At 66.3% G+C, this 20,861-nt stretch carries 18 protein-coding genes and 1 tRNA gene; 4 read left to right on the forward strand and 15 right to left on the reverse strand.

What is annotated here, in order from left to right; translation table 11 throughout:
• Positions 1-118: 118 nt before the first annotated feature.
• Positions 119-397: a type II toxin-antitoxin system RelE/ParE family toxin gene (locus ACVCL3_RS04985; protein WP_447099231.1), complete on the forward strand. Its 279-nt coding sequence runs from the start codon at positions 119-121 to the stop codon at positions 395-397.
• Between the two features lie 8 nt (positions 398-405).
• Positions 406-696 carry a HigA family addiction module antitoxin gene (locus ACVCL3_RS04990; RefSeq protein WP_447099232.1) on the forward strand — a complete coding sequence of 97 codons (291 nt, stop codon included), beginning with the start codon at positions 406-408 and terminating at the stop codon, positions 694-696.
• A 340-nt stretch (positions 697-1,036) separates the two neighbouring features.
• Here ACVCL3_RS04990 and ACVCL3_RS04995 read toward each other — a convergent pair whose 3' ends face one another.
• The 6 genes from ACVCL3_RS04995 to pilV form a co-directional block, all read right to left on the reverse strand.
• Entirely contained in the window at positions 1,037-1,618 is a 582-nt protein-coding gene (locus tag ACVCL3_RS04995; RefSeq protein WP_447099233.1) for a GspH/FimT family pseudopilin, read from the reverse strand.
• 5 nt (positions 1,619-1,623) lie between these two features.
• Positions 1,624-2,037: a type IV pilin protein gene (locus ACVCL3_RS05000; protein WP_395117527.1), complete on the reverse strand. Its 414-nt coding sequence runs from the start codon at positions 2,035-2,037 to the stop codon at positions 1,624-1,626.
• A gap of 22 nt (positions 2,038-2,059) precedes the next feature.
• Entirely contained in the window at positions 2,060-5,878 is a 3,819-nt protein-coding gene (locus tag ACVCL3_RS05005; protein ID WP_447100592.1) for a pilus assembly protein, read from the reverse strand.
• A gap of 17 nt (positions 5,879-5,895) precedes the next feature.
• Complete coding sequence (locus tag ACVCL3_RS05010; protein WP_447100593.1) at positions 5,896-6,504, reverse strand: pilus assembly PilX family protein; 609 nt, start codon at positions 6,502-6,504, stop codon at positions 5,896-5,898.
• An 82-nt stretch (positions 6,505-6,586) separates the two neighbouring features.
• Positions 6,587-7,972 carry a PilW family protein gene (locus tag ACVCL3_RS05015; protein ID WP_447100594.1) on the reverse strand — a complete coding sequence of 462 codons (1,386 nt, stop codon included), beginning with the start codon at positions 7,970-7,972 and terminating at the stop codon, positions 6,587-6,589.
• Complete coding sequence (pilV, locus tag ACVCL3_RS05020; protein WP_447100595.1) at positions 7,969-8,517, reverse strand: type IV pilus modification protein PilV; 549 nt, start codon at positions 8,515-8,517, stop codon at positions 7,969-7,971. The genes ACVCL3_RS05015 and pilV overlap by 4 nt, the downstream gene beginning before the upstream one ends.
• Positions 8,518-8,981: 464 nt before the next feature.
• Here pilV and pyrC point away from each other — a divergent pair, with 464 nt between their 5' ends.
• Positions 8,982-10,025 (forward strand): dihydroorotase, encoded by a 1,044-nt coding sequence (pyrC, locus tag ACVCL3_RS05025; protein WP_447100596.1) that lies wholly within the window; start codon positions 8,982-8,984, stop codon positions 10,023-10,025.
• A gap of 121 nt (positions 10,026-10,146) precedes the next feature.
• Here the strand turns inward: pyrC and ACVCL3_RS05030 are convergent.
• The 6 genes from ACVCL3_RS05030 to murJ form a co-directional block, all read right to left on the reverse strand.
• Positions 10,147-10,222: transfer RNA gene (locus ACVCL3_RS05030), tRNA-Thr, on the reverse strand.
• A 149-nt stretch (positions 10,223-10,371) separates the two neighbouring features.
• Positions 10,372-11,334 carry a 4-hydroxy-3-methylbut-2-enyl diphosphate reductase gene (ispH, locus tag ACVCL3_RS05035; RefSeq protein WP_447100597.1) on the reverse strand — a complete coding sequence of 321 codons (963 nt, stop codon included), beginning with the start codon at positions 11,332-11,334 and terminating at the stop codon, positions 10,372-10,374.
• A 99-nt stretch (positions 11,335-11,433) separates the two neighbouring features.
• The gene (gene lspA / locus ACVCL3_RS05040; protein WP_447100598.1) at positions 11,434-11,934 is read right to left on the reverse strand and encodes a signal peptidase II; all 501 of its coding nucleotides are present in this window, start codon (positions 11,932-11,934) and stop codon (positions 11,434-11,436) included.
• 182 nt (positions 11,935-12,116) lie between these two features.
• Positions 12,117-15,080 carry an isoleucine--tRNA ligase gene (locus tag ACVCL3_RS05045; protein WP_447100599.1) on the reverse strand — a complete coding sequence of 988 codons (2,964 nt, stop codon included), beginning with the start codon at positions 15,078-15,080 and terminating at the stop codon, positions 12,117-12,119.
• A gap of 100 nt (positions 15,081-15,180) precedes the next feature.
• Entirely contained in the window at positions 15,181-16,134 is a 954-nt protein-coding gene (locus ACVCL3_RS05050) for a bifunctional riboflavin kinase/FAD synthetase (protein WP_447100600.1), read from the reverse strand.
• Between the two features lie 34 nt (positions 16,135-16,168).
• Positions 16,169-17,779, reverse strand: a complete 1,611-nt coding sequence (gene murJ, locus ACVCL3_RS05055) for a murein biosynthesis integral membrane protein MurJ (protein WP_447100601.1) — start codon at positions 17,777-17,779, stop codon at positions 16,169-16,171.
• A 219-nt stretch (positions 17,780-17,998) separates the two neighbouring features.
• Here murJ and rpsT point away from each other — a divergent pair, with 219 nt between their 5' ends.
• Positions 17,999-18,262, forward strand: coding sequence for a 30S ribosomal protein S20 (gene rpsT, locus ACVCL3_RS05060; protein WP_072760571.1), 264 nt, complete (start codon positions 17,999-18,001; stop codon positions 18,260-18,262).
• A 126-nt stretch (positions 18,263-18,388) separates the two neighbouring features.
• On the opposite strand, the gene ACVCL3_RS05065 is transcribed toward rpsT, so the two are convergent.
• The 3 genes from ACVCL3_RS05065 to ACVCL3_RS05075 are packed head-to-tail and all read right to left on the reverse strand — an operon-like array spanning position 18,389 to position 20,779.
• Positions 18,389-18,691, reverse strand: a complete 303-nt coding sequence (locus tag ACVCL3_RS05065) for a DUF6587 family protein (protein ID WP_447100602.1) — start codon at positions 18,689-18,691, stop codon at positions 18,389-18,391.
• A 10-nt stretch (positions 18,692-18,701) separates the two neighbouring features.
• Positions 18,702-20,537 (reverse strand): ferrous iron transporter B, encoded by a 1,836-nt coding sequence (gene feoB, locus ACVCL3_RS05070; RefSeq protein ID WP_447100603.1) that lies wholly within the window; start codon positions 20,535-20,537, stop codon positions 18,702-18,704.
• Entirely contained in the window at positions 20,534-20,779 is a 246-nt protein-coding gene (locus ACVCL3_RS05075) for a FeoA family protein (RefSeq protein ID WP_395117501.1), read from the reverse strand. The genes feoB and ACVCL3_RS05075 overlap by 4 nt, the downstream gene beginning before the upstream one ends.
• Between the last annotated feature and the right edge of the window lie 82 nt (positions 20,780-20,861).

The following is a 20,861-nucleotide window of genomic DNA, read 5'->3' on the forward strand; positions in this document are numbered from 1 at the left end:
ACCGTCATTCCCGCGAAGGCAGGAAACGCACCTGGAGGGCGGAGCATGCTGCCATCCGTTCGCCGTAAAGAATGTGACCTTCATTGCAGCGTGTATCGCCACACGCTACACTTGAGCCATGATAATCGGCTTCCGCCACAAGGGACTTGAAACCCTGTACCGGACAGGTTCTGCTCGTGGAGTGCAGGCTGCGCACGTTCCCAAGCTCGGTCGCATTCTGGCGGCGCTCGACGCAGCCACGTCACAGGCTGAACTGAACCAGCCTGGTTACAAACTCCATCCACTCAAAGGGGCACTGAAAGGCCACTGGTCCGTGTGGGTCAATGGCAACTGGCGTGTCACGTTCCGGTTTGTCGGCACCGACGTGGAGCTGGTCGACTATCAGGACTACCACTGAAAGAGGTCATGGCCATGATGAAGAATCACCCGCACCCCGGAGAGCTTCTGCGCGAAGACGTGCTGCTGCCGCTCGGCATCGAAGTCACTGATGCCGCACACCGGCTCGGGATGTCCCGCACCACGTTGTCGCGCGTCATCAACGGCCGTGCCGGGATCAGCCCGGATCTGGCGATCAGGCTGGAGCGCGCCGGCGTGAGTACCGCCCGGTTCTGGATGACGCTGCAGGCCAACTACGAGCTGTCGCTGGCCGAGCAACGGAAGCAGCCGACCGTGCAGCGCCTGCAAGCCGTGGCATAAAGCCCGGGAGGGCGCAGGGACCGAACACGGCCCGGAGAAGGGGCGTTTTCCCGCGCAAAATGCAGAATCGAGGGCGTTCCCATCCGCCTGAATTGCCGCCCGACGAAGACAACCGCATCCTCACGCGCGAATTGGTTTACACCGCCATCTCGCGCGCCAGGCGATCTACGTGAGCGCCTCGCCGCCTCGCAACTCGACACCGCTCGCTGCCAATCGCCTTGAGCGTGAACCGCAGGACTGTTGGAGATGAGCCTCGGCCGCAGGGACTTCGATGACACTCGTGTAAAAAAAGCGCCGCCGCGGAATCCGCGACGGCGCCATGTTCAATGCCTGGGCCGGCTCAGCTGGGCGTGCAACTCCCGGTCGTCAGCGATTTCGTGGTGACGCTGCCCGAGCCGTTCACATCGAGCTGGACGCCGGGCACCTTGGCGGTGATGGTGCCGGCGCCGCTGCTGCCGCTGCGGTAGCAGGTGGCGAACACCAGCGGCGTGCTCGGCTTGAGCTGGCCCTGCTGGCCGAAGGTGACGATGGTGCCGCTCTTGGCCTGGATCGACACGTTGGTCTGCGGATCGGTGGCGCGCAGCAGGATCGAGCTGGCTGCTGCGTAGGCCTTGTTGGCCGAGGCCGCGCCGGCCGGGTAGGTGTAGACGATCCAGCCCTGGTCGTACACCGTGCCGCCCGAGGTGCAGCCCGAGGTCTTGTCGCCCGGGCACATCGACACCAGTTGGCCGCGGGTGATCGCTTCGCTGCGCGCGTAGTTCACGCTGGCCAGCAAGGCGTTGCTGGCCGAGCTGACCTGGTTGCGATGGATCACGTCACGGAAACTGGGCACGGCGATCGCCAGCAGGATCGCCATCACGGTAATCGTGATCATCAGCTCCAGCAGGCTGAAGCCGCGCGCGCGGTTGGGCATGGCATTCATGGCGATCACCAGCAGCTGCCGTTGCTGTTGGAGGAGGCCGACGCCGGGCCGGGCGTCTTCACGCCCGCGTTGTCGATCGTCAGCGGCCCGCACACGTCGTTGGCCTGCCCCCCGACCGGCGTGGCGGTGGCCACGAAGGCTTGCGACGAGGAGCTGGCTACCACCGTCACCGAGTAAAAGCCCTTCTCGGAGATCGCCGGATTGTCGAAGCCGATGTCCGTGAGGCCGCCATAGGCATTGGCCGTGGAGTAGTAGCGCTCCTGCGCCGTGGCCACGCGCAGCAGCAGCTCCTGCCCGTCCGCCCGATGCGCGCGGAACGCGTAGCGCCCGTAGGTCGGGATCGCCACCGCGGCGAGCACCGCGATGATCACCACCACGATCATCAGTTCGAGCAGGGTGAAGCCGCGCATGCGCCCCATCGCCATTCCCCTTGGCTTGCCGTCACAGGTCATTGTTCAACTCCCGCCATGAGCGTCGACGCCAGATCGCGTCATCGATATTGAGGTTGCCGCCGCCCTGCAGCTCCAGGCCAGGGATCAGCAGCTTGCCGCCGCCGATCACCGACGCCACCGGCACCGAGCCACCGGTGGGTGGGTTGGTGACGCGGCCACCTACCGTGCTGACTCCCGTCGTCCAGCCGCCCGTGGGGGCTGCCGGCCCGGACAGGCCACCGCCAGAGCCACCCGTCGCGGCGTTCAGCACCATCAAGGCGCCGTTGATGGTCGTGCTGCAGGGATCCTGGGTTCCGGGAATCAAGGTGGTGAAGATCACGCGATTGGTATCGAACAACGCTCCCGGCGTGACCACCACGCGTTCGCCCGGCGAACTGGTCAGGTCAAGATCAACATACCATCCGCCTTGAGTTGCGGTCAGCGAGTTGTCGGTGAGGCCGCGCACGATATTGGTTGCGTTCGCCGATGCCGCTTCATACAAGGTCTGCTTCTGCAGATTCGCCTTGGTGACAGGCGTGCTGGTGTCGAGCTTGTCGCGGATGCCGTAAAGCGACTGCATCGTGCCGTCGGTAGCATCCGAAGCGCCCAGGTACTTGCCCGTGCCGAATACCACGATGAAACGGTTGGTCGCCGGGTCGGGGAACAGCCGCGGCATCGAGGTGATCGGCTGAGCTCCGGGAGTGGTCGGCTTGTAAGCCAACGTGACCGACCAACTCGACGGGCTCGAGTTCGACAGGTCGAAGCGCCACAAATTGCCGTTCACGTCGCCCGCAAAAGCCACATCGTCGATCTGGTCGTTGTTGTAGTCGCCCAATACCGGCGACGAGAGGCCCGAACTGGCGACGGTGCCGGTCGGGGTCTTCAGCTCCGCGATCATCTGACCGGTTTCCGCGTTCAGGACGAACAGCGAACTGAAGGCAACCGCGGGCGTCCCGGTCGTGGGTGCGCCTGCAGGCGTCGGGCAGTTTGCCGAGTTGTACGGTGCCACCGTGCAGTCGGGGAAATAGCCGCCCGGCACCAGCACCACCCACTTGCCGTTCGCCAGCCGACCGATGTTCGGCTGGCCGTAGGTGAAGCCCAGGTCAGCGGGATTGCAGCTTCCGTAATTGGATACGCAACCCGGGGAAGCCGAGGCTGGTGCGTCGGCGTTGAACTCCCACAACACCTGGCTTGCGGTCATCGCGGTGGGATCGGTGATGTCCAGCGCATACACGCCTCGCCCACCCAGTCGCAGCCCACCCACGAGCAGCGTATGCCAAGCCCCTCCAAAGAACGCGTCACGGGTTACCGGCGTAGCGTCCACCGTCGGTGCAAACTTCGCTGCACCCTTGCTGGGCAGGTTGCCCAGGTTGCCGTAGGCCGATCGCGGCACGTAAGCGAACAATTCGCTCCCTGCGTTCGTGGTCGGCACGGTTTTCGGCGGCGTCGAAGTGTCTTGCGTCATCGACGCATCGAACGCATGCAGCATGCCGTCATTGGCCCCGACATAAACGACGGGCTTGCGATCCTTGTAGATGCTCGCAAACGCCTCGTAGCTGTGGCAGGTGGCCAGTGTGGGTGCCGTTGGCACACAGGAGGTATCGGCAGCCATCGCCGTCGCCTCGGGTGACCCCGAGGGCCAGCTGTTGCGATAGCCGCTCGACGGATAGCTCACGTACACAGCCTGCGATCCGATGATGGCGCCGAGTAAGGTCGACCGCTTGCGATAAAGCGTGCCGTCGTTGGTCACCACACCGCTGATCCAGTCCACGCGTGCCGAGCCGGTATCCGCAATATCGGTACTGGCTGGCTTGGTACTTATCAGGGTCTTTGCGGCAGCATCGAGATTCGCCCAGGCGAAAGTGACGCCGTCGTCGAAACTGCCGTCGGCTTTCTCGGTTGAGGTCAGGATATTGCGTGAAGTCGTCCGATCCGTGAGCTTCGCACCCGCTTCCTTGCTCCAGACACCAGCCGGGTCAACCGTGCCGTCGGCGTTGACCGTAACCGCCTTGAGCGTACCGCTCCAGTCAGAGGAGTTGTAACTGGTCTGGAAACCAAGTGCGCCCTGAACCAGTACGCTGGTGTTGAGTGCGCCGGTATCCGGAGCGGAGCTTTTCGCAATGATGCCGGAGAGGATGGCCCTCAGTTTCGCCACTAGGGAGGGCGGGTCATTGGCTTCGAGATATGAGCCACGGCTGCTGATCGCCGCATGCCAAGTGTCGTCAATGTCGGTCTGATCGCCGCCGGACGATGGCTTCGGCCACGCTTTCGTTCCTTGGCGCAAGGCGTCGTAATCGCCTGGATAACTCAGGGTGCCGTTGACACCGAGGGTCACCATGTACTGAACCAGATGCGGCCACGTCGCCGGATCGTTCTTCGGGTTGAAATAGATGGACGCGGGCGGCGTACCCTTGCCATCCCAGACCACCGGCTTGTTGTTCACGTCGGTGAAATCAGTGATGGAGGTCGGTACATCCAGCTTGGGTTTCGATGGATCGGCTGGGTTGGTGAAGTCCGGCCGAAGATTGGTTGCCCAATAGTGGAAAGCCAAGTCGGCTAGCGAGACGTAACCAGAGGTGGCCGGAACATTCGAGTATATTTTTTCATCGTCGTTCGTAGCGACATAAGCGACACCATCGGGCAAGGTGTAGCTGGTTCTTGGATTCTTTACGGTGGGATTAACCCCTGCATTCCAATAACCGTCCGTCACCAGCACATTGAAGTTCTGTCGGCAAGTCAATTCCATGCCCTTGCCATCGACTCCAGCGCCCTCTTCCCAATAGGGGTTCTTGTTGCTCTTGACCCCCTTGCCATAGGTCAGGACCTTGCCCGCCGCGTTGATGGCTGCAGGCGTGGGCGTCGAATTGTTGGCGTATGCACCGTAGAGCCAATTGAAGAAATCCGTGCGCGGGCCCACGCCGGTGCTGGTGTCTGCGAATTTCTCAAACGCCGTAGTCCCGCCCGCAAACAGGCTACCGGCGTTGATGAACTGGCCCACTACGCGAGCATTCTTGCCCAACTGCGCGAACGTCTCCGCCATGGCGCTACGTGTCAGCTCCATGCGCGTGCGGTAATAGGAATACCAGTTTGCGAAATTTTGCTTCTGCTGGGCCACCGTGCCCGGGGTGATGTCGTCAGTACTGCCTACCGTCACCAGCGTGCAGCCTGAGGTGCTATTTACGGTAGGGCAGATGTAGTAAAACCCGCCGGCGCTACCAATCGTGTTGGCGATATTATTCATGCCTGACCCATAGGGCCGTGGGGGGCTTGAACTGGAGCTGTCAAAGACGGCGTCAGTCCTGAAATTCTTTGACAGGTCCGTGGTTCCGGTGCAGTCGGTGCCGGTATTGTCCTTGCCCAGACCTTTCCCGATATCGGCATTTGCACACATGCCGTCTTTCCACGCGCTCGTATATGTGGACGCAGGGAAACGCGCAACTCCATCCGCTTTCAGCGGTGGGTTATAAGTCGTCGCTGGGTTGTAATAGACAGGATTGCTGTTCGCCGAATAGTAATACGTCCTGCTGCGACTCAGACCATCGGGAATATTCGTTTGGGCCATCGAACCCGAATCGTCGAAGGTCAACAGAATATTCGGCGCCACCGATTGCGTCACGTTGGGCGGAGCGGGGCTCAGCTCCACCGTACCCACAGGGGTTGCCACCGTGGCGGCCGAGGCCGGAACGAAGGTGCTGCTGGCGACGATGACCGCGGCGACCGAAAGTGACGTCTGCACCGGTACTGGCGCGGAAAAGCCCCCAGTCAGAGTCAGCAGTCCGCCCATCAGGGCCGGCGGCATGCGCTTCGCAAAAACATGACGGATAAGCATGACTTGGATACTCCGACTCAATTGCTCTTGGCCGCGAAGGTGCTTTCCACTACGCGTACGGTGTTGGCACTGCCACCCGTGGCACGTGCGGTGATGCGGTAGATATGCCGGCTGACGCTGGACGTGCCGGTGCCGGTACTGCCGGTAGCCCCCGACTCATGCAGTCCGCCGCTGACCCCCGGCGGCAGTTCCACGCCGAGGTCCTCGATGATGTAGCGCGGGTTTTGCGCCAGATCGCCCTTGGTGGCACTGGTGTAGTCGATCGAGCCGCCGTAGCCCTTGTACTCGGTGGAGCCGGCGGTGACCCAGCCCTGCTTGGTACGGAAGTCGACCACGTTGGCGATCGGGTTGGCCGGATCGTAGACGTAGCAGTCGGTAAAGATGCCGGTGCCGCAATTGAGATGGGAGGTGACGTTGGTGGTGCTGGTCCACAGCTTCCACTCGGCCCCGCGCAGCGCGGTGAGCGCGCTCATGTCCGCCTGCTGCGCGTTGTGCAGACCACCGGCCATGCGCTCCTGCAACAGCGAGCGGCCGGAGGCACTGATCGCCAGGATGGTCAGCAGGATCAGGAAGATCAGCGCCACCACCAGCACCGCGCCGCGCTGGGCGCGTGGGCCGGTTCGCATTGATCGTGGCTTGTTCGGCATCGCCATGGCTTGGCTCCAGAATTCATCGTGCGGCGGCACCCGCGAGTGCCGCCGCTTTACATCAAGGGTTGTAGTTGCGCACCGGTACCAGCACGCTGAACTCGCGCCGCAGCAACTGATCGGGGAAGCCCTGGTCGCTGGGTTTGATGGCATGGCCGGACGGCGGCAGCAGTGCGGTGTTGGCGTCGGCGCTGTAGCGGTAATTGAGCTGGTTGCCGGTCAGCGTGTACAGCGGCGTCTGGCCGTCCATCAGCAGGCTGACCTCGATGCTCACGATGCCGCGCCATAGGCAGCCGGTGTTGGTGACCGCATTCAGCTCGCTCGGCGGACAACTGGTGGCTGCATCGACATCCTTGGCGCTGAGGAAGCTGATCTTGCCGTTGTTGTCCTGCACGCCGTAGCGGAAATCCAGTCGCTCGACGCCGCGCACCAGTTCATCCTCCGAGCCGCCGCGGCCGGCCGTGCCGCCGTTGACCCGCCGCATCAGCGCGCCGGTCAGCGGTGCCTTGCCGTCGTTGTTCACGCTGACCAGCTTGAGGTAATAGGTGACGGTCTGGAAATCACGGTTGACGTCGAACACCTTGGGTGCCGACTCCGGCTCCTGCGCAGTCGGAAGGTTGGCTGCGCCGGTGCCGAAGCCATCGGTGGTGTTGGCCAAGGGGGTGATCACGCCGACGCTGCTGGCGGTAGCCGGGAAGATCTGCGCGTTGGAGCAGTCTGCCAGCATGAACAGGTCGCCGTTGGCGGCATTGCTCACCGGCGGCTCGCCCAGCGCGGTCTGCTGCACGAGGGTGATCGAGGTGATGGTGGCCGCGCTGCTGCTGGTGGCCAGCTGACTGCCGGCGACGCCCGTGGGGGTAATGGCCCAGCCGGCGGATGGGTTGACGTAGCGCACGGTGAGCACGTCGGCACCCTTCACCCGGCTGTCGATCGCGGTGCCCATCGCAGGGATGGTGCCGATGGTGGTGTGCGGATCGACCGGGTTGCAGGCGGTGAGCGTGCAGTCGTAGCCGCGCATGAACAGGAACGACGGCATCGAATACGGCGCCGTGGGCGCGGCCGGGTACGAACCGGTGCCCCATGCCGTGGTGACGTCGCCGAACGCGCCGCTGACCGCGCCGGCGGCGCCGATCAGCTTCTTGGCGTAGACCTTGGGCGCGCGGATGTGGTCCAGCGCGTTGCCGCCCGAACCGACCTTGGCCACGCCGCCGGTGTTCGTGCAGTACTGCCCGTTGGCCATGCGCAGGTCGGTGCCCATGCGGGTCACCGCGAAACGTCCGGCTTCCTGCAGTTGCGCCAGCTGGTTCTGCGCCTTGTTGCTGCTGGAAGTAGAGGCGAACACGGTGACGATGCCTGCGGCCACCAGCAGGCCCAGCACCATCGCCACCATCAGTTCGATCAGGGTGAAGCCGCGCGAACCACGCGGAAGCATGCAGAAGGCGATCACGGCTGGAACTCCCAGGTAAAGCTCTGTGTCGCGTTGGCCTTGCTCGCGTCGTTGCCAGTCCCCTTGTTGTCGCCGGCACCCTGCTCGTTCCACGAGATCTCCATCGCGCAAGTGCCACCGTAAGGTGGACGCATGGCCAGTTGCGACGTGGGGTCATAGCCGGCGGTGCCCACGCCGCCGCAAGTGATCTTGGCCGTGGGATTGGGCAGGAAGGTCTTCAACTGGCTGCTCCACAGGCGCTGGTCGTGGGTGGCCAGCTCGGCCGAGTCGCAGGCCGCGCCGGAGCCGCAACCGATCGAGCTGGACGAGACCGGATAGCTGGTGCTGTTGTAGTTGCCGTTCCACACGCCGATCGGGTTGGCGCTCATCCGCGCGGCCATGCTGTTGGCCAGGAACACCACCTGGGTGCGCACGTAAGCGGCATGGTTGGAGCGCGTGGCCATCACCATCAGGCTGGCCAGGCCGATCAGGCCGATGCTGAAGATCAGCACGGCCATCATCACCTCGATCAACGAGATGCCTCGCTGACGCGACAGGACTTGCATGGAATTCTCCCTGATACCCCTGCATCCACTGTAGCCATCGCGCCGCGCGCGGCCAGCCCCCAGCCGACCGGCGGTAGGAATTGGCCGATGAGCGGCGCGGTCGTTGTCGGAAAGGGTGAACCCGATCACGCGGCGGGGAAGCCTTTAAAGCCCTTCTCCCTCCGGCGACCGCAGGGAGTCCCCTTGCGGGTGAGAAGGTGGCCCGAAGGGCCGGATGAGGGTGCGGGGAGAAACCTGCAGCCACGCCTCGGCCCCGAACCCTCACCCCAACCCCTCTCCCGCAGGGAGAGGGGCTTTCCTCGCCTTCTCTCGCCAGCGACCAAAGGGGGAGGCTTCAATGCGCTGGCGGGCGATAATAGCCAGCGGTTCAACTCACTGCCGCAAATCTTCTGGACAATCCGCATGCCTCTTCGCCACACCCGCCCCGCCACTCCGCCCGCACGCCGCGACACGGATTCCTGCCAATGACCGCTGACCGCCTCGACATCTGCCGCCCCGACGACTGGCACGTGCATCTGCGCGACGGCGCCGCGATGGCCTCGGTGGTCGACGATACGGCACGCCGGTTCGGCCGCGCCATCGTGATGCCCAACCTGAAGCCGCCGGTGACCACGGTGGCGCAGGCGGAGGACTACCGACGCCGCATCCTCGCCAGCCTGGCGCCCGGCACCAACTTCCAGCCGTTGATGACGCTGTACCTCACCGAGGCCACGCCGGCGCAGGAGATCGAGCGGGCCAAGGCCAGCGGCACGGTGTTCGCGGTGAAGTACTACCCCGCCGGAGCCACCACCAATTCACAGGACGGGGTGCGCGACCTGGAGCGCGTCGCCCACGTGCTGGAGGCGATGGAGCGCCACGAGCTTCCGCTGTTGCTGCATGGCGAGGTGACCGACCCCGCGATCGACATCTTCGACCGCGAGCGCGTGTTCATCGAACGCCACCTGATGCCGCTGCGCGCACGCTTCCCTGCCCTGCGCATGGTGCTGGAACACATCACCACGCGCGACGCGGCCGAGTACGTCGCCGCCGCCCCGGCCAACCTGGCGGCCACGATCACCGCGCACCACCTGCTGCTCAACCGCAACGCGCTGTTCGCCGGCGGCCTCAACCCGCACCACTATTGCCTGCCGATCCTGAAACGCGAAACCCACCGCGCCGCCCTGGTGAAGGCGGCGACCAGCGGCGATCCACGATTCTTCCTCGGCACCGACAGCGCGCCGCACCCGCGCCACGCCAAGGAATCAGGCTGCGGCTGCGCCGGCGTGTACAGCGCGCACGCCGCGATCGAGCTGTACGCCGAAGCCTTCGACCAGGCCGGCAAACTCGACCGACTGGAAGCCTTCGCCAGCTTCCACGGCCCGGATTTCTATCGCCTCCCGCGCAACCAGGAGCGCCTGCTGCTGGAACGCAAACCCTGGACCGTACCGGCCGAGCTCGCTCTGGGCGACGCCACCTGCGTGCCGATGCGCGCGGGGAGCACGGTGGCGTGGTCGCTGGTCGAGAGTTGACCGTCGAGGGGCCCGGCGCCGCCCCACGGACGGACATCCGCGACCGTGCCTGCGCCGGGTTTCACGGCCGCAAAAGCAAGCGGCCCGATCCGGAGATCGAGCCGCTTGCGTGTGCCGTGTCTGGTGCCGGAAATAGGAATCGAACCTACGACCTACGCATTACGAATGCGCCGCTCTACCAACTGAGCTATTCCGGCAAAGAGCCGTGGATTTTACGGTGCCCGCCGTCCCCGCGCAACCGCGCAGGGTCGGCGATGCCGGCGTCGACGAACGGTACCGCCGCTTCTCGCGACGATGCGGGAGCTGGCGGGCGGTGCCGCCCTGCGAGCTCACCGTAACAAGGTCGTCAGAAGCTGGCCGAGCCGCTGGTGCCGACCACGCGCAGCTCCTTGGGCAGGGCGAAGGTGATGCTCTCCGGCTCACCGTCCAGTTCGCGCACCGCACCCGCACCCCACGACTGCAGGCGGGCGATCACGTCGCGTACCAGTTTTTCCGGCGCGGAGGCGCCGGCGGTCAGGCCGATGCGCTGCACGCCGTCGAGCCAGTGGCGCTCGATGTGTTCGGCGCCGTCGATCAGGTAGGAGGGCACACCCTGCTTCGCGGCCAGCTCGCGCAGGCGGTTGGAGTTGGAGCTGTTGACCGAGCCGACCACCAGCATCAGGTCCACCGAGTCGGCGAGCCTGCGCACGGCGTCCTGGCGGTTCTGCGTGGCGTAGCAGATGTCGTCCTTGCGCGGCCCCTCGATGCTCGGGAATTTCGCGCGCAGGGCCTCGATGATCGCCTTGGTGTCGTCCACCGACAGTGTGGTCTGGGTGACGTAGGACAGCGCGTGCGGGAATTTCGGCACCAGCGTGGCGACATCCTCCAGCGACTCCACCAGCAGGATCTGCCCGTGGTTGGCCGGGTTCCACTGCCCCATCGTGCCCTCGACCTCCGGGTGGCCGGCATGGCCGATCAGCACCACGCTGCGGCCGATCCGGCCCAGTCGCGCCACCTCCATGTGCACCTTGGTCACCAGCGGACAGGTGGCGTCGAACACCTTCAGCTGCCGCTGTGCAGCCTCCTCGCGCACCGCCTGCGACACGCCATGCGCGCTGAAGATCACGGTGGCGCCGTCAGGCACCTCGTGCAGCTCCTCCACGAACACCGCACCGTCGGCGCGCAGCTTGTCGACCACGTAACGGTTGTGCACCACTTCGTGCCGCACGTAGATCGGCGCGCCGTAGGATTCCAGTGCGCGTTCGACGATGGCGATGGCGCGATCCACGCCGGCACAGAAGCCGCGGGGGTTGGCGAGCAGGATGTCCAAGACGACCTCGATATGGAATTCCGCAGGAGCCCGCTTGCGGACGATGCTTTCCACTCGAAGGGCATCGCCCGCAAGCGGGCTCCTGCGCACGGGTCTGGATTATCGCACGCTGTCTGCGGGCTTGTCGGCGAACAGACCGAATACCACCAGCATCACCGCGCCGACCGTGATGGCGCAGTCGGCCAGGTTGAACACCGGATAGTTCCACTGGCGAAAGTACACGTGGATGAAGTCGGTGACTTGCGACGCGTGCAGGCGGTCGACCAGGTTGCCGATCGCGCCGCCGATGATGAAGGCCAGCGGCAAGGCGGTGCGCCAGTCGCGGCGCGGCGTGCGCGCCAGCCAGACCACCAGCACCACGCTGATCGCCACCGCCAGCACCACGAAAAACCAGCGCTGCCAGCCTGCGCCATCGGCAAGGAAACTGAAGGCGGCACCCGTGTTGAACGCCAGCGTCCAGTTCAGGAAGCCGGGGATGACCGGATGCGGCACGCCCATCGGCTGCAGCGCATGGATCGCCCACCATTTGGCCAGCTGATCGAGCGCGATGACGGCGACGGAGAGCCACAGCCAGGAGAGTGCGTTGGGTTTGGGGGGCATGGGGCTATCCTGAGCGCAATATCCGGATCGTTCACCCTGAGCGTAGCGCAGCGTACGCGGGGAGCGACCATGGCCGGTCGCGGGTTGATGAGCGAGGAAGTCGAAGGGCCTTGCGCGTGGCAGCCCCTTCGACTTCGGCCCTGCGGGCCTACGCTCAGGGCGAACGGGTATTTTTTCGAAGCCTAGAACCAGCGGCGATCCTCGCCCGGACCTTCGACGTTGCCGACGCAGCGGCCGCACAGCTCCGGATGCCCGGCGTGGCTACCGACGTCGTCACGACGGTGCCAGCAACGAATGCATTTGGCGGCATCGCTGACCAACGCGGAAACCCGGGCCTCGGCGCCTTCCAGCTCCACCTTCATCGCCTCGCCCGTCCGTGGCGCCAGGGGTGCCAGGGTGAAGTCGGAGGTGATGAAGAAGAAGCGCAGCTCGTCGGCCACCTCGGCGTAGCGCACCGCGAGTGCAGCGTCGACATGCACGACGAGCCTTGCCTCCAGCGCCGCGCCGATCTGCTCGGCCTTGCGCATGCCCTCGAGCACGCGCGAGGCGCCGTCGCGGATCGCCAGCAGGTCGGCCCAGTAGCGGCGCTGCTCCGGCGAGGCCTGGGTCGCCGCCAGTCCGTCGTACCAGGTTTCGAACAGCACGCTGTCGCCGCGCTCGCCCGGCAACTGCTGCCAGATTTCCTCGGCGGTGAAGCCCAGGATCGGCGCCAGCCAGCGCACCATTGCCTCGGCGATGCGGTACATCGCGCTCTGCGCGCTGCGCCGGCCGCGGCTGTCGGTCGGCATGGTGTAGAGCCGGTCCTTGGTGATGTCCAGGTACAGCGCGCCCAGCTCGTTGGTGCAGAAGTTCTGGACGCGCGCCACCACCTCCGGGAAGTCGTAACGCTCGTAGGCCGCCACCACGGCCTGCTGCACGTCGAACGCCTGCTGCACGGCCCACTGGTCGAGCAGCAGGCTGTCTTCCACCTTCAGCAGATGCTGCGCCGGATCGAAGCCGTCCAGATTGCCGAGCAGGAAGCGCGCGGTGTTGCGGATGCGCCGGTAGCTGTCGGAGACGCGCTTGAGGATCTCGTCGGAAACCGACATCTCGTTGCGATAGTCGGCGGAGGCCACCCACAGGCGCAGCACGTCGGCGCCCAGCGTATCCATCACCTTCTGCGGCGCCACCACGTTGCCCAGCGACTTGGACATCTTGCGGCCGTTGGCGTCCACCGTGAAGCCGTGGGTGAGCACCTCGTCATACGGCGCGCGGCCGTGGATCGCCGAGGAGGTCAGCAGCGACGACTGGAACCAGCCGCGGTGCTGGTCGGAGCCTTCCAGATACATCACCTTGTACTCGTCCGCGCTGCCGCGCTGCAGTTCCGCTCGCTGGCCGATCACGGCGAAATGCGTGACGCCGGAATCGAACCACACGTCGAGCACGTCGGTGACCTTCTCGTAGTCCCCCGCCTGATCGCCCAGCAGCGTGGCCGGATCGAGCGCGAACCACGCATCGACACCGCCCTGCTCCACGATCCTGGCCACCTGTTCGAGCAGCGCGACGGAATCGGGGTGCGGCTCCTGGGTGACCTTGTGCACGAACAGCGCGATCGGCACGCCCCAGGTGCGCTGGCGCGAGATGCACCAGTCGGGACGTCCGGCCACCATGCCGGCGATGCGCTCCTCGCCCCAGCCCGGCACCCAGCGCACGTCCTTGATCGAGGCCAGCGCGGTCTTGCGCAGCCCGGCCTGCTCCATCGAGATGAACCACTGCGGCGTGGTGCGGTAGATCACCGGCGTCTTGTGCCGCCAGCAGTTCGGGTAGCTGTGCTCGATCCTGGCGAAGGCCAGCAGCACGCCGCGTTGGCGCAGCACGTCGATGATGGCGTCGTTGGCCTTCCAGATGTGCATGTTGGCCAGCTCGACGCCGTCGGCGGCCGGCGTGTCGGCGTGATACGCGCCGCGCGAACCGACATAGTTGAGCAGGCCGATGCCGTACTCGCGCGCCACCACGAAATCCTCCACGCCGTGATCGGGCGAGGTATGCACCGCGCCGGTGCCGTCCTCGGCACTGACGTGGTCGCCGAGGATCACCGGCACTTCGCGCGGGTAGAACGGATGGCGCAGCATCTGTCGTTCGAGCGCCTTGCCGTCGACGTGGCCCAACACTTGGCTCCCCTCTCCCTTCGGGAGAGGGGTTGGGGGTGAGGGTTCGGGCGTGCGGGGAGACTGCGCTCCGACCGTACCCTCATCCGCCCTTCGGGCACCTTCTCCCAAGGGGAGAAGGGAATAGCGGGCGCGCACCTTGTCGACCAGCGCGCTGGCGACCGCCAGCAGCACGCGCCTGCCGTCGCGCGCCGGCCCTTCGATCAACGCATATTCGAGATCCGCGCCCAGCGACACCGCCTGGCTTTCCGGCAGCGTCCACGGCGTGGTGGTCCAGATCGGGATGGCGACGATGGCATCGCCTGCGTCGACGCCGAATTTCGCGGCCAGCGCCTTCGCATCGACCGCGTCGTAGGCCACGTCGACCGCAGGCGAAACCTTGTCGCCGTACTCGATCTCCGCCTCGGCCAGCGCGGAGGCGCAATCGAAGCACCAGTACACCGGCTTGGCGCCGCGCAGCACGTGGCCGTTCGCCACGATGCGCGCCAGCGCGCGCAGCATGTCGGCCTCGTACTTGAAATCCATGGTGCGATAGGGGTGCTCCCAGTCGCCGAGCACGCCAAGCCGCTTGAAGCCGGCGCGCTGCGTGTCGACCTGCTCGGTGGCGTACTCGCGGCACTTCTGCCGGAACGCGGCGGCGTCGAGCTTGTCGCCCGGCTTGCCGAACTTCTTCTCCACCGCGATCTCGATCGGCAGGCCGTGGCAATCCCAGCCCGGCACGTACGGCGCGCGGTAACCGGCCAGCAGCTTGGACTTGACCACCATGTCCTTGAGGATCTTGTTGACCGCATGGCCGATGTGGATCGCACCGTTGGCATACGGCGGGCCGTCGTGCAGCACGAACGCGCGCTCGCGATGGGCAGTCTTCTGCTGGATCTGCGCATAGCGGCCCACCTGCTCCCACTGCGCCAGCCAGCCCGGCTCGCGTTTCGGCAAATCGCCGCGCATCGGGAAATCCGTATGCGGCAGGTTGATGGTGCTCTTGTAATCGTGGGTCATCGCGTAGGTGCCGTTGAAGGTGTTGCGGCCCGCCCATGGGCGGGCAAAGGCTTCTAAGTTAATGGATGCGCGGGCACACGGGAAATACCCGGGACTGCGTTCACGCCCCGACCAGCCGCGGATTCATGCCCAGCAGCTCTCGTGCCCGGCGCGCGTCGAGCGCCATCTGCGCCTTGAGCGGCTCCAGCCCGTCGAACTTCTGCTCGTCGCGCAGCTTGCCGACGAACTCCACCGCCATGCGCTGGCCATACAGGTCGCCCTCGAAATCGAACAGGTGGACTTCCAGCAGCGGCTCGCTGACCTGGTTCACGGTAGGGCGCACGCCCAGGCTGGCCACGCCGGGCCAGCTGCATTCGCCCTCGCCCAGGCCCACGCGCACCGCGAAGATGCCCAGCACCGGGCTGACCCGATCGCGCAGATGGATGTTGGCGGTGGGATAACCCAGGGTGCGGCCGAGCTGGTTGCCGCGCTGCACCTTGCCGTCGATCACGAAAGGGCGGCCAAGCAGCGGCTCGGCCGCGGCGAACTCGCCCGCCGCGAGCAATTCGCGCACGCGACTGGCCGACACCCGCGCATCGTGCCACTGCACTTCCGGCATCGTGCAGGCGAGAAAGCCGCATTCGGGGCCCATCGCCTGCAGCAGCGCCACGTCGCCGGCGCGCTTGTGGCCGAAGCGGAAATCCGCGCCCACCCAGACCTCGCGCGCAGCCAGCCGCTCGACCAGCACGCGGCGGACGAAATCCTCGGCCGACATCGCGGTGAGCGCCCGGTTGAAGCGCAGCAGCAGGGCCTGCTGCATGCCGGCAGCGGCGAAGCCGCGCAACTTGTCGCGCACGCTGGAAATCCGCGGCACCGGCCGCGGCGAGAAGAACGCGCGCGGCAGCGGCTCGAAGCTCACTACCAGCGGGCTGCCATCCAGCTCGCGCGCGCGCGCGGCCACCTGCGCCAGCAGCGCCTGGTGGCCGCGATGCAAGCCGTCGAACGCACCCACCGCGACCACACTGCCACCGGGCGCCAGGCAAGGGCCGGCGACATCCCTGGAGAGTCTCATCATCGCGCGAGTATATAGAACGGTCGGTGTCGCGGCCTCACGCCGCGCGCAGATCGCGCAGGCGGAAGCCGCCGGCAAACAGGACGGCGACATAACTGGCCCCGCCGGCCAGCACCAGCACGGCCAGATGCCACAGCCGGGTCAGCACCGGCACCCCGTGGACCCAGTCCGGCCACAGCCAGCGGCCCAGCAACAGCACCGCCACCATCACCGCGCAGGCCGCGGCCAGCCGCAGCAAGTGGCGCGACCAGCCCGGCTGGCGCTGGTACACGCCCGTCCTTTTCAGCCAGTGCCACAGCAGCCACAGGTTGACGTAGGCGGCTACCGCGCTGGCCAAGCCCAGCGCCATGTGCAGGCCGGGCACGCGGGCGATGCCATCCAGCCACGACAGCTGCTTCAAGCCGGCCGGCGCCCACAGTTCGAACAGCAGCGCCAGGAAGACCACGTTCAACAGCATGTTGGTCAGCAGCGAAGCCACCGCCGCGCGCACCGGCGTGCGCGTGTCCTGGCGCGCATAGAACGCCGGCAGCAGCACCTTCACCAGCGCGAAAGCGGGCAGGCCGAAGCTCAGCGCGGTGATCGACAAGGTCGCCATGTGCGTGTCGTGCGCGGTCCAGTGGCCATGCTGGAACAGCGTGGCCACCAGCGGCCCGGCAAGCAGCATCAGCGCGAACATCGCCGGCACCGCGATCAGCAGGGTGATCCGCAGCCCCCAGTCCAGCGCCCGCGAGAAGCCGGCGGTGTCGGTGGTGACGTGATGGCGCGCCAGTGACGGCAGGATCACCGTGCCCAGCGCCACGCCGAACACGCCCAGCGGCAGTTCCAGGAAACGATCCGCCTGCGACAGCCAGCTCTGCGAGCCGACCACCAGCAGCGAGGCGATCACCGTGTCGAACAGCAGGTTGATCTGCGCCACGGAGGAGCCGAACAGGGTCGGCACCATCAGCCGCATGATCTTCCGCACTTCCGGGTGGCGCCAGCCCCAGCGTGGCAGGGTCAGCAGGTTGAGCTGCCGCAGCGCCGGCAACTGGAACAGCAACTGCAGGATGCCCGCGGCCAGGATCGCCCAGCCCATCGCCAGGATCGGCGTCTGCAGCTTCTTCGACAGCCACAGCGCGCCGGCGATCATGCACAGGTTGAGGATTACCGGCGTCAGCGCCGGCAGCCCGAAGCGGTGGAAACTGTTCAGCGCCCCGCCGGAGAGCGCGGTCAGCGACACAAACAGCAGGAACGGGAAAGTCAGCCGCAACAGCTCGACGGTCAGCTCGAACTTGCGCGGCTCGTCGATCGCGCCGGGCGAGAACAGCACGGTCACCTGCGGCGCGAAGATGATGCCCAGCGCCGTGATCAGCAGCAGCACCCCGCCCAGCGTGCCCGACACCCGCGCCATCAGCTCCCTCAGCTGCGCATGCGTGCCCTTCTCCTTCACTTCGGTGAATACCGGCACGAAGGCGGTGGAGAACGAGCCCTCGGCAAACAGCCGGCGCATGAAGTTGGGGATGCGGAACGCCACCCAGAACGCGTCGGTGGCGCCGTTGGCGCCGAACGCGGCGTTGATCGACATGTCGCGCACCAGGCCGAGCACCCGCGAAATCATCGTCATGCTGCTGAAGGAGAGCAGCCCGCGGAGCATGCTGGGAGACTTCATGGGCGGCAGTTCTACCTTCGGCGTCGTTCGCACGGGGCGCACAGTTTGACAGCCCGCGCCGGCAGGATCACGGCCCGGTTATGGCAAAATGCCGGCACCCCTGCAGCCGCGCGCCACGCCGGCTGCGGATAAAGCCGGCCAAGTGATTGACGCGTCGATGAATCGACCGCATAATTGGCGTCTTTTTCCACCCAACACACTGCATCCCGGAGTTCTACCTTGGCCAACATCAAGTCCGCGAAGAAGCGCGCGCGCCAGTCCGAACAGCGCCGCCTGCGCAACATCAGCGCACGTTCCATGGTCCGCACCGCCCTGAAGAAGGTCGTCAAGGCCATCGAGGCCAAGGACAAGGCCGGTGCCATTGCCGCATTCACCGTCGCCCAGCCGGTGATGGATCGCTACGCCGCACGCGGCCTGATCCACAAGAACAAGGCCGCCCGCCACAAGAGCCGCCTCAACGCGAAGATCCGCGAACTGGCGTAAGCCGGCCACGCGATTCGGGTTGCATGAAACAGCCGGCGCAAGCCGGCTTTTTCGTGTCTGCACGTAGGGCGGGCACCGCCCGCCGCTTCGCCCACACGCCACAAGAGCCGGCGGGCATTGCCCGCCCTACTGCCGCGGGCGGAATTCGAGCGGCATGGGCTCACCGGGGTGTGCGGCGGCCGGCGGTTTCGGACCGCAGGCGCCGCAGGTGCTGCAGCCGTCGCTGCAGTCGCCGGTGGCTTCGATCGGCTGCAGGCGCCGGCCCAACGCCCGCGCCAGGGCGCCGCGGCCGGGCTGGTTGAAATGGATGGAGCCGGCGGCCAGCCAGCGGTTGGTCGTTTTCCGGGCCAGCTTGCGCAGCACGATCCACACGCTGGCCAGCACGGCCAGCGCGATCACCACGTACTGCAGCAACAGGCCGGCACTCATGGGCGGCTCCTCACGTCAGCGCCCTCGTCACCTGGTAGACGATGAACGACGCGGTGTAGGCCATCACGAACATGTAGCCGAACGAGATCGCCACGTTGCGCCAGGAGTCGGTCTCGCGCTTGATGATCGCCAGCGTGGACATGCACTGCGGCGCATAGGCGAACCACACCAGCAGCGACAGCGCGCTGGCCAGCGGGATCTGCCCGGCCAGCGCCTGGCCGAGCCCGCCGGATTCGCCGCCCACCAGGTAGACCGTGGCCAGCGCCGCCACCGCGGTCTCGCGTGCGGCAAACGCCGGGATCAGCGCCAGGCTGATCTCCCAGTTGAAGCCGATCGGCGCGAACACGTACTGCAGGCCGCGCCCGATGTAGCCGGCGAAGCTGTAGTCGATCGCCGGCAGCGTCGCGCCCTCGGGCGCGCCGGGGAAGGTGGAGAGGAACCACATCAGCACGGTCAGGCCGAGGATCACGCCGGTCAGCCGCCGGAGGAAGATCATGCCGCGCTCGTACAGGCCGATCGCCACGTCGCGCAGCTTGGGCACGCGATACGACGGCAGCTCCATCATCAGCGCATGCTCGCTCTTGTCGCGGCGGATGTGCTTCATCACCCAGCCCACCAGCATCGCGCCGAGGATGCCCGCCAGGTACAGCGCGAACAGCACGATGCCCTGCAGGTTGAACACGCCGAACACGTAATGGGTCGGGATGAACGCGCCGATCAGCAGCGCGTACACCGGCAGCCGCGCCGAGCACGTCATCAATGGCGCGATCAGGATGGTGGCGAGCCGGTCGCGCGGGTCGGTGATGCTGCGCGTGCCCATGATGCCGGGGATGGCGCAGGCGAAGCTCGACAGCAGCGGGATGAACGAGCGCCCGGTCAGCCCCACCGACAGCATCAGCCGATCCAGCAGGAACGCCGCGCGCGGCAGGTAGCCCGATTCCTCCAGCACGATGATGAAAAGGAACAGCACCAGGATTTCCGGCAGGAAGCCAAGCACCGTGCCCAGGCCACCGAACAGCCCGTCGTTGACCAGGCTTTGCAGCGGCCCGGCCGGCATCCACGCGGCGACATGCCCGCCCAGCCAGCCGAAGCCGTCGCCGATCGCGTCGGTCATCGGCTTGCCCAGCGAATACACCGCCTGGAACACCAGGAACATCACCACCGCCAGGATCGCCAGACCGAACACCGGGTGCAGGGTCCAGCGGTCCAGTGCGTCGTCGATCTCGGCGGTGACGCGCGGCATCGTCACCGTGGCCGCCAGCAGTTCGCGTACCTGGGCATGCAGGTCGGCGCGGCTGGCGGCATCGCTGGGTCGCCGCGGTGCGGCGGCGGGAACTTCGCCGTCGACCTGTTCGATCAGCGCCTGCGCGCCGCCGCGCTTCACTGCCACGGTTTCCACCACCGGCAGGCCCAGCCGGCGCTGCAGTTCCGACACGTCGATGACGATGCCGCGCGAGCGCGCCGTGTCCATCATGTTCAGCGCCAGCACCACCGGCCGGCCGAGGCGCTGGACCTCCAGCACGAAACGAAGGTGCAGGCGCAGGTTGGTGGCATCGGCCACGCAGACGATCAGGTCGGGCACCGCCTCGCCCGGATAGGTGCCGGCGCAGATGTCGCGGGTGATCTGCTCGTCCGGGCTGTTCGCCTCCAGGCTGTAGGTGCCCGGCAGGTCGAGGATCTGCAGCAGTCGGCCGGACGGCGCCATGAACCGCCCTTCCTTGCGTTCCACCGTGACGCCGGCGTAATTGGCCACTTTCTGGCGCCCGCCGGTAAGCAGGTTGAACAGCGCCGTCTTGCCGCAATTCGGATTGCCGACCAGGGCAATGCGCAGGGTCGATGCGCTCACGCAGCCACCCCAGTGCGCACGCTGACCCGCGCCGCCTCGGCAAGCCGCAGCGCAAAGCGCGTGAAGCCGATCTGGATCAGCACCGGGTCGCCGCCCATCGGGCCGACCGCCACCACCCGCACCGGTTCGCCGTCGACAAAGCCGAGGTCGCGCAGGCGCTGGGCGATCGGATCGGCCGCATGCACATCGAGCACGCGTTCGACCACGGCAAGGGCACCCTTGGGCAATTCGGACAGACGCACGGGCGGAATCCAAACAAGAATGGTTCGCATTGTATTCCTTTGCCCCTGCGCCTGCATCACGCCGGTGGTCGCGGCGCGCTGC

It is taken from the genome of Rhodanobacter sp. UC4437_H4, from assembly GCF_052978425.1.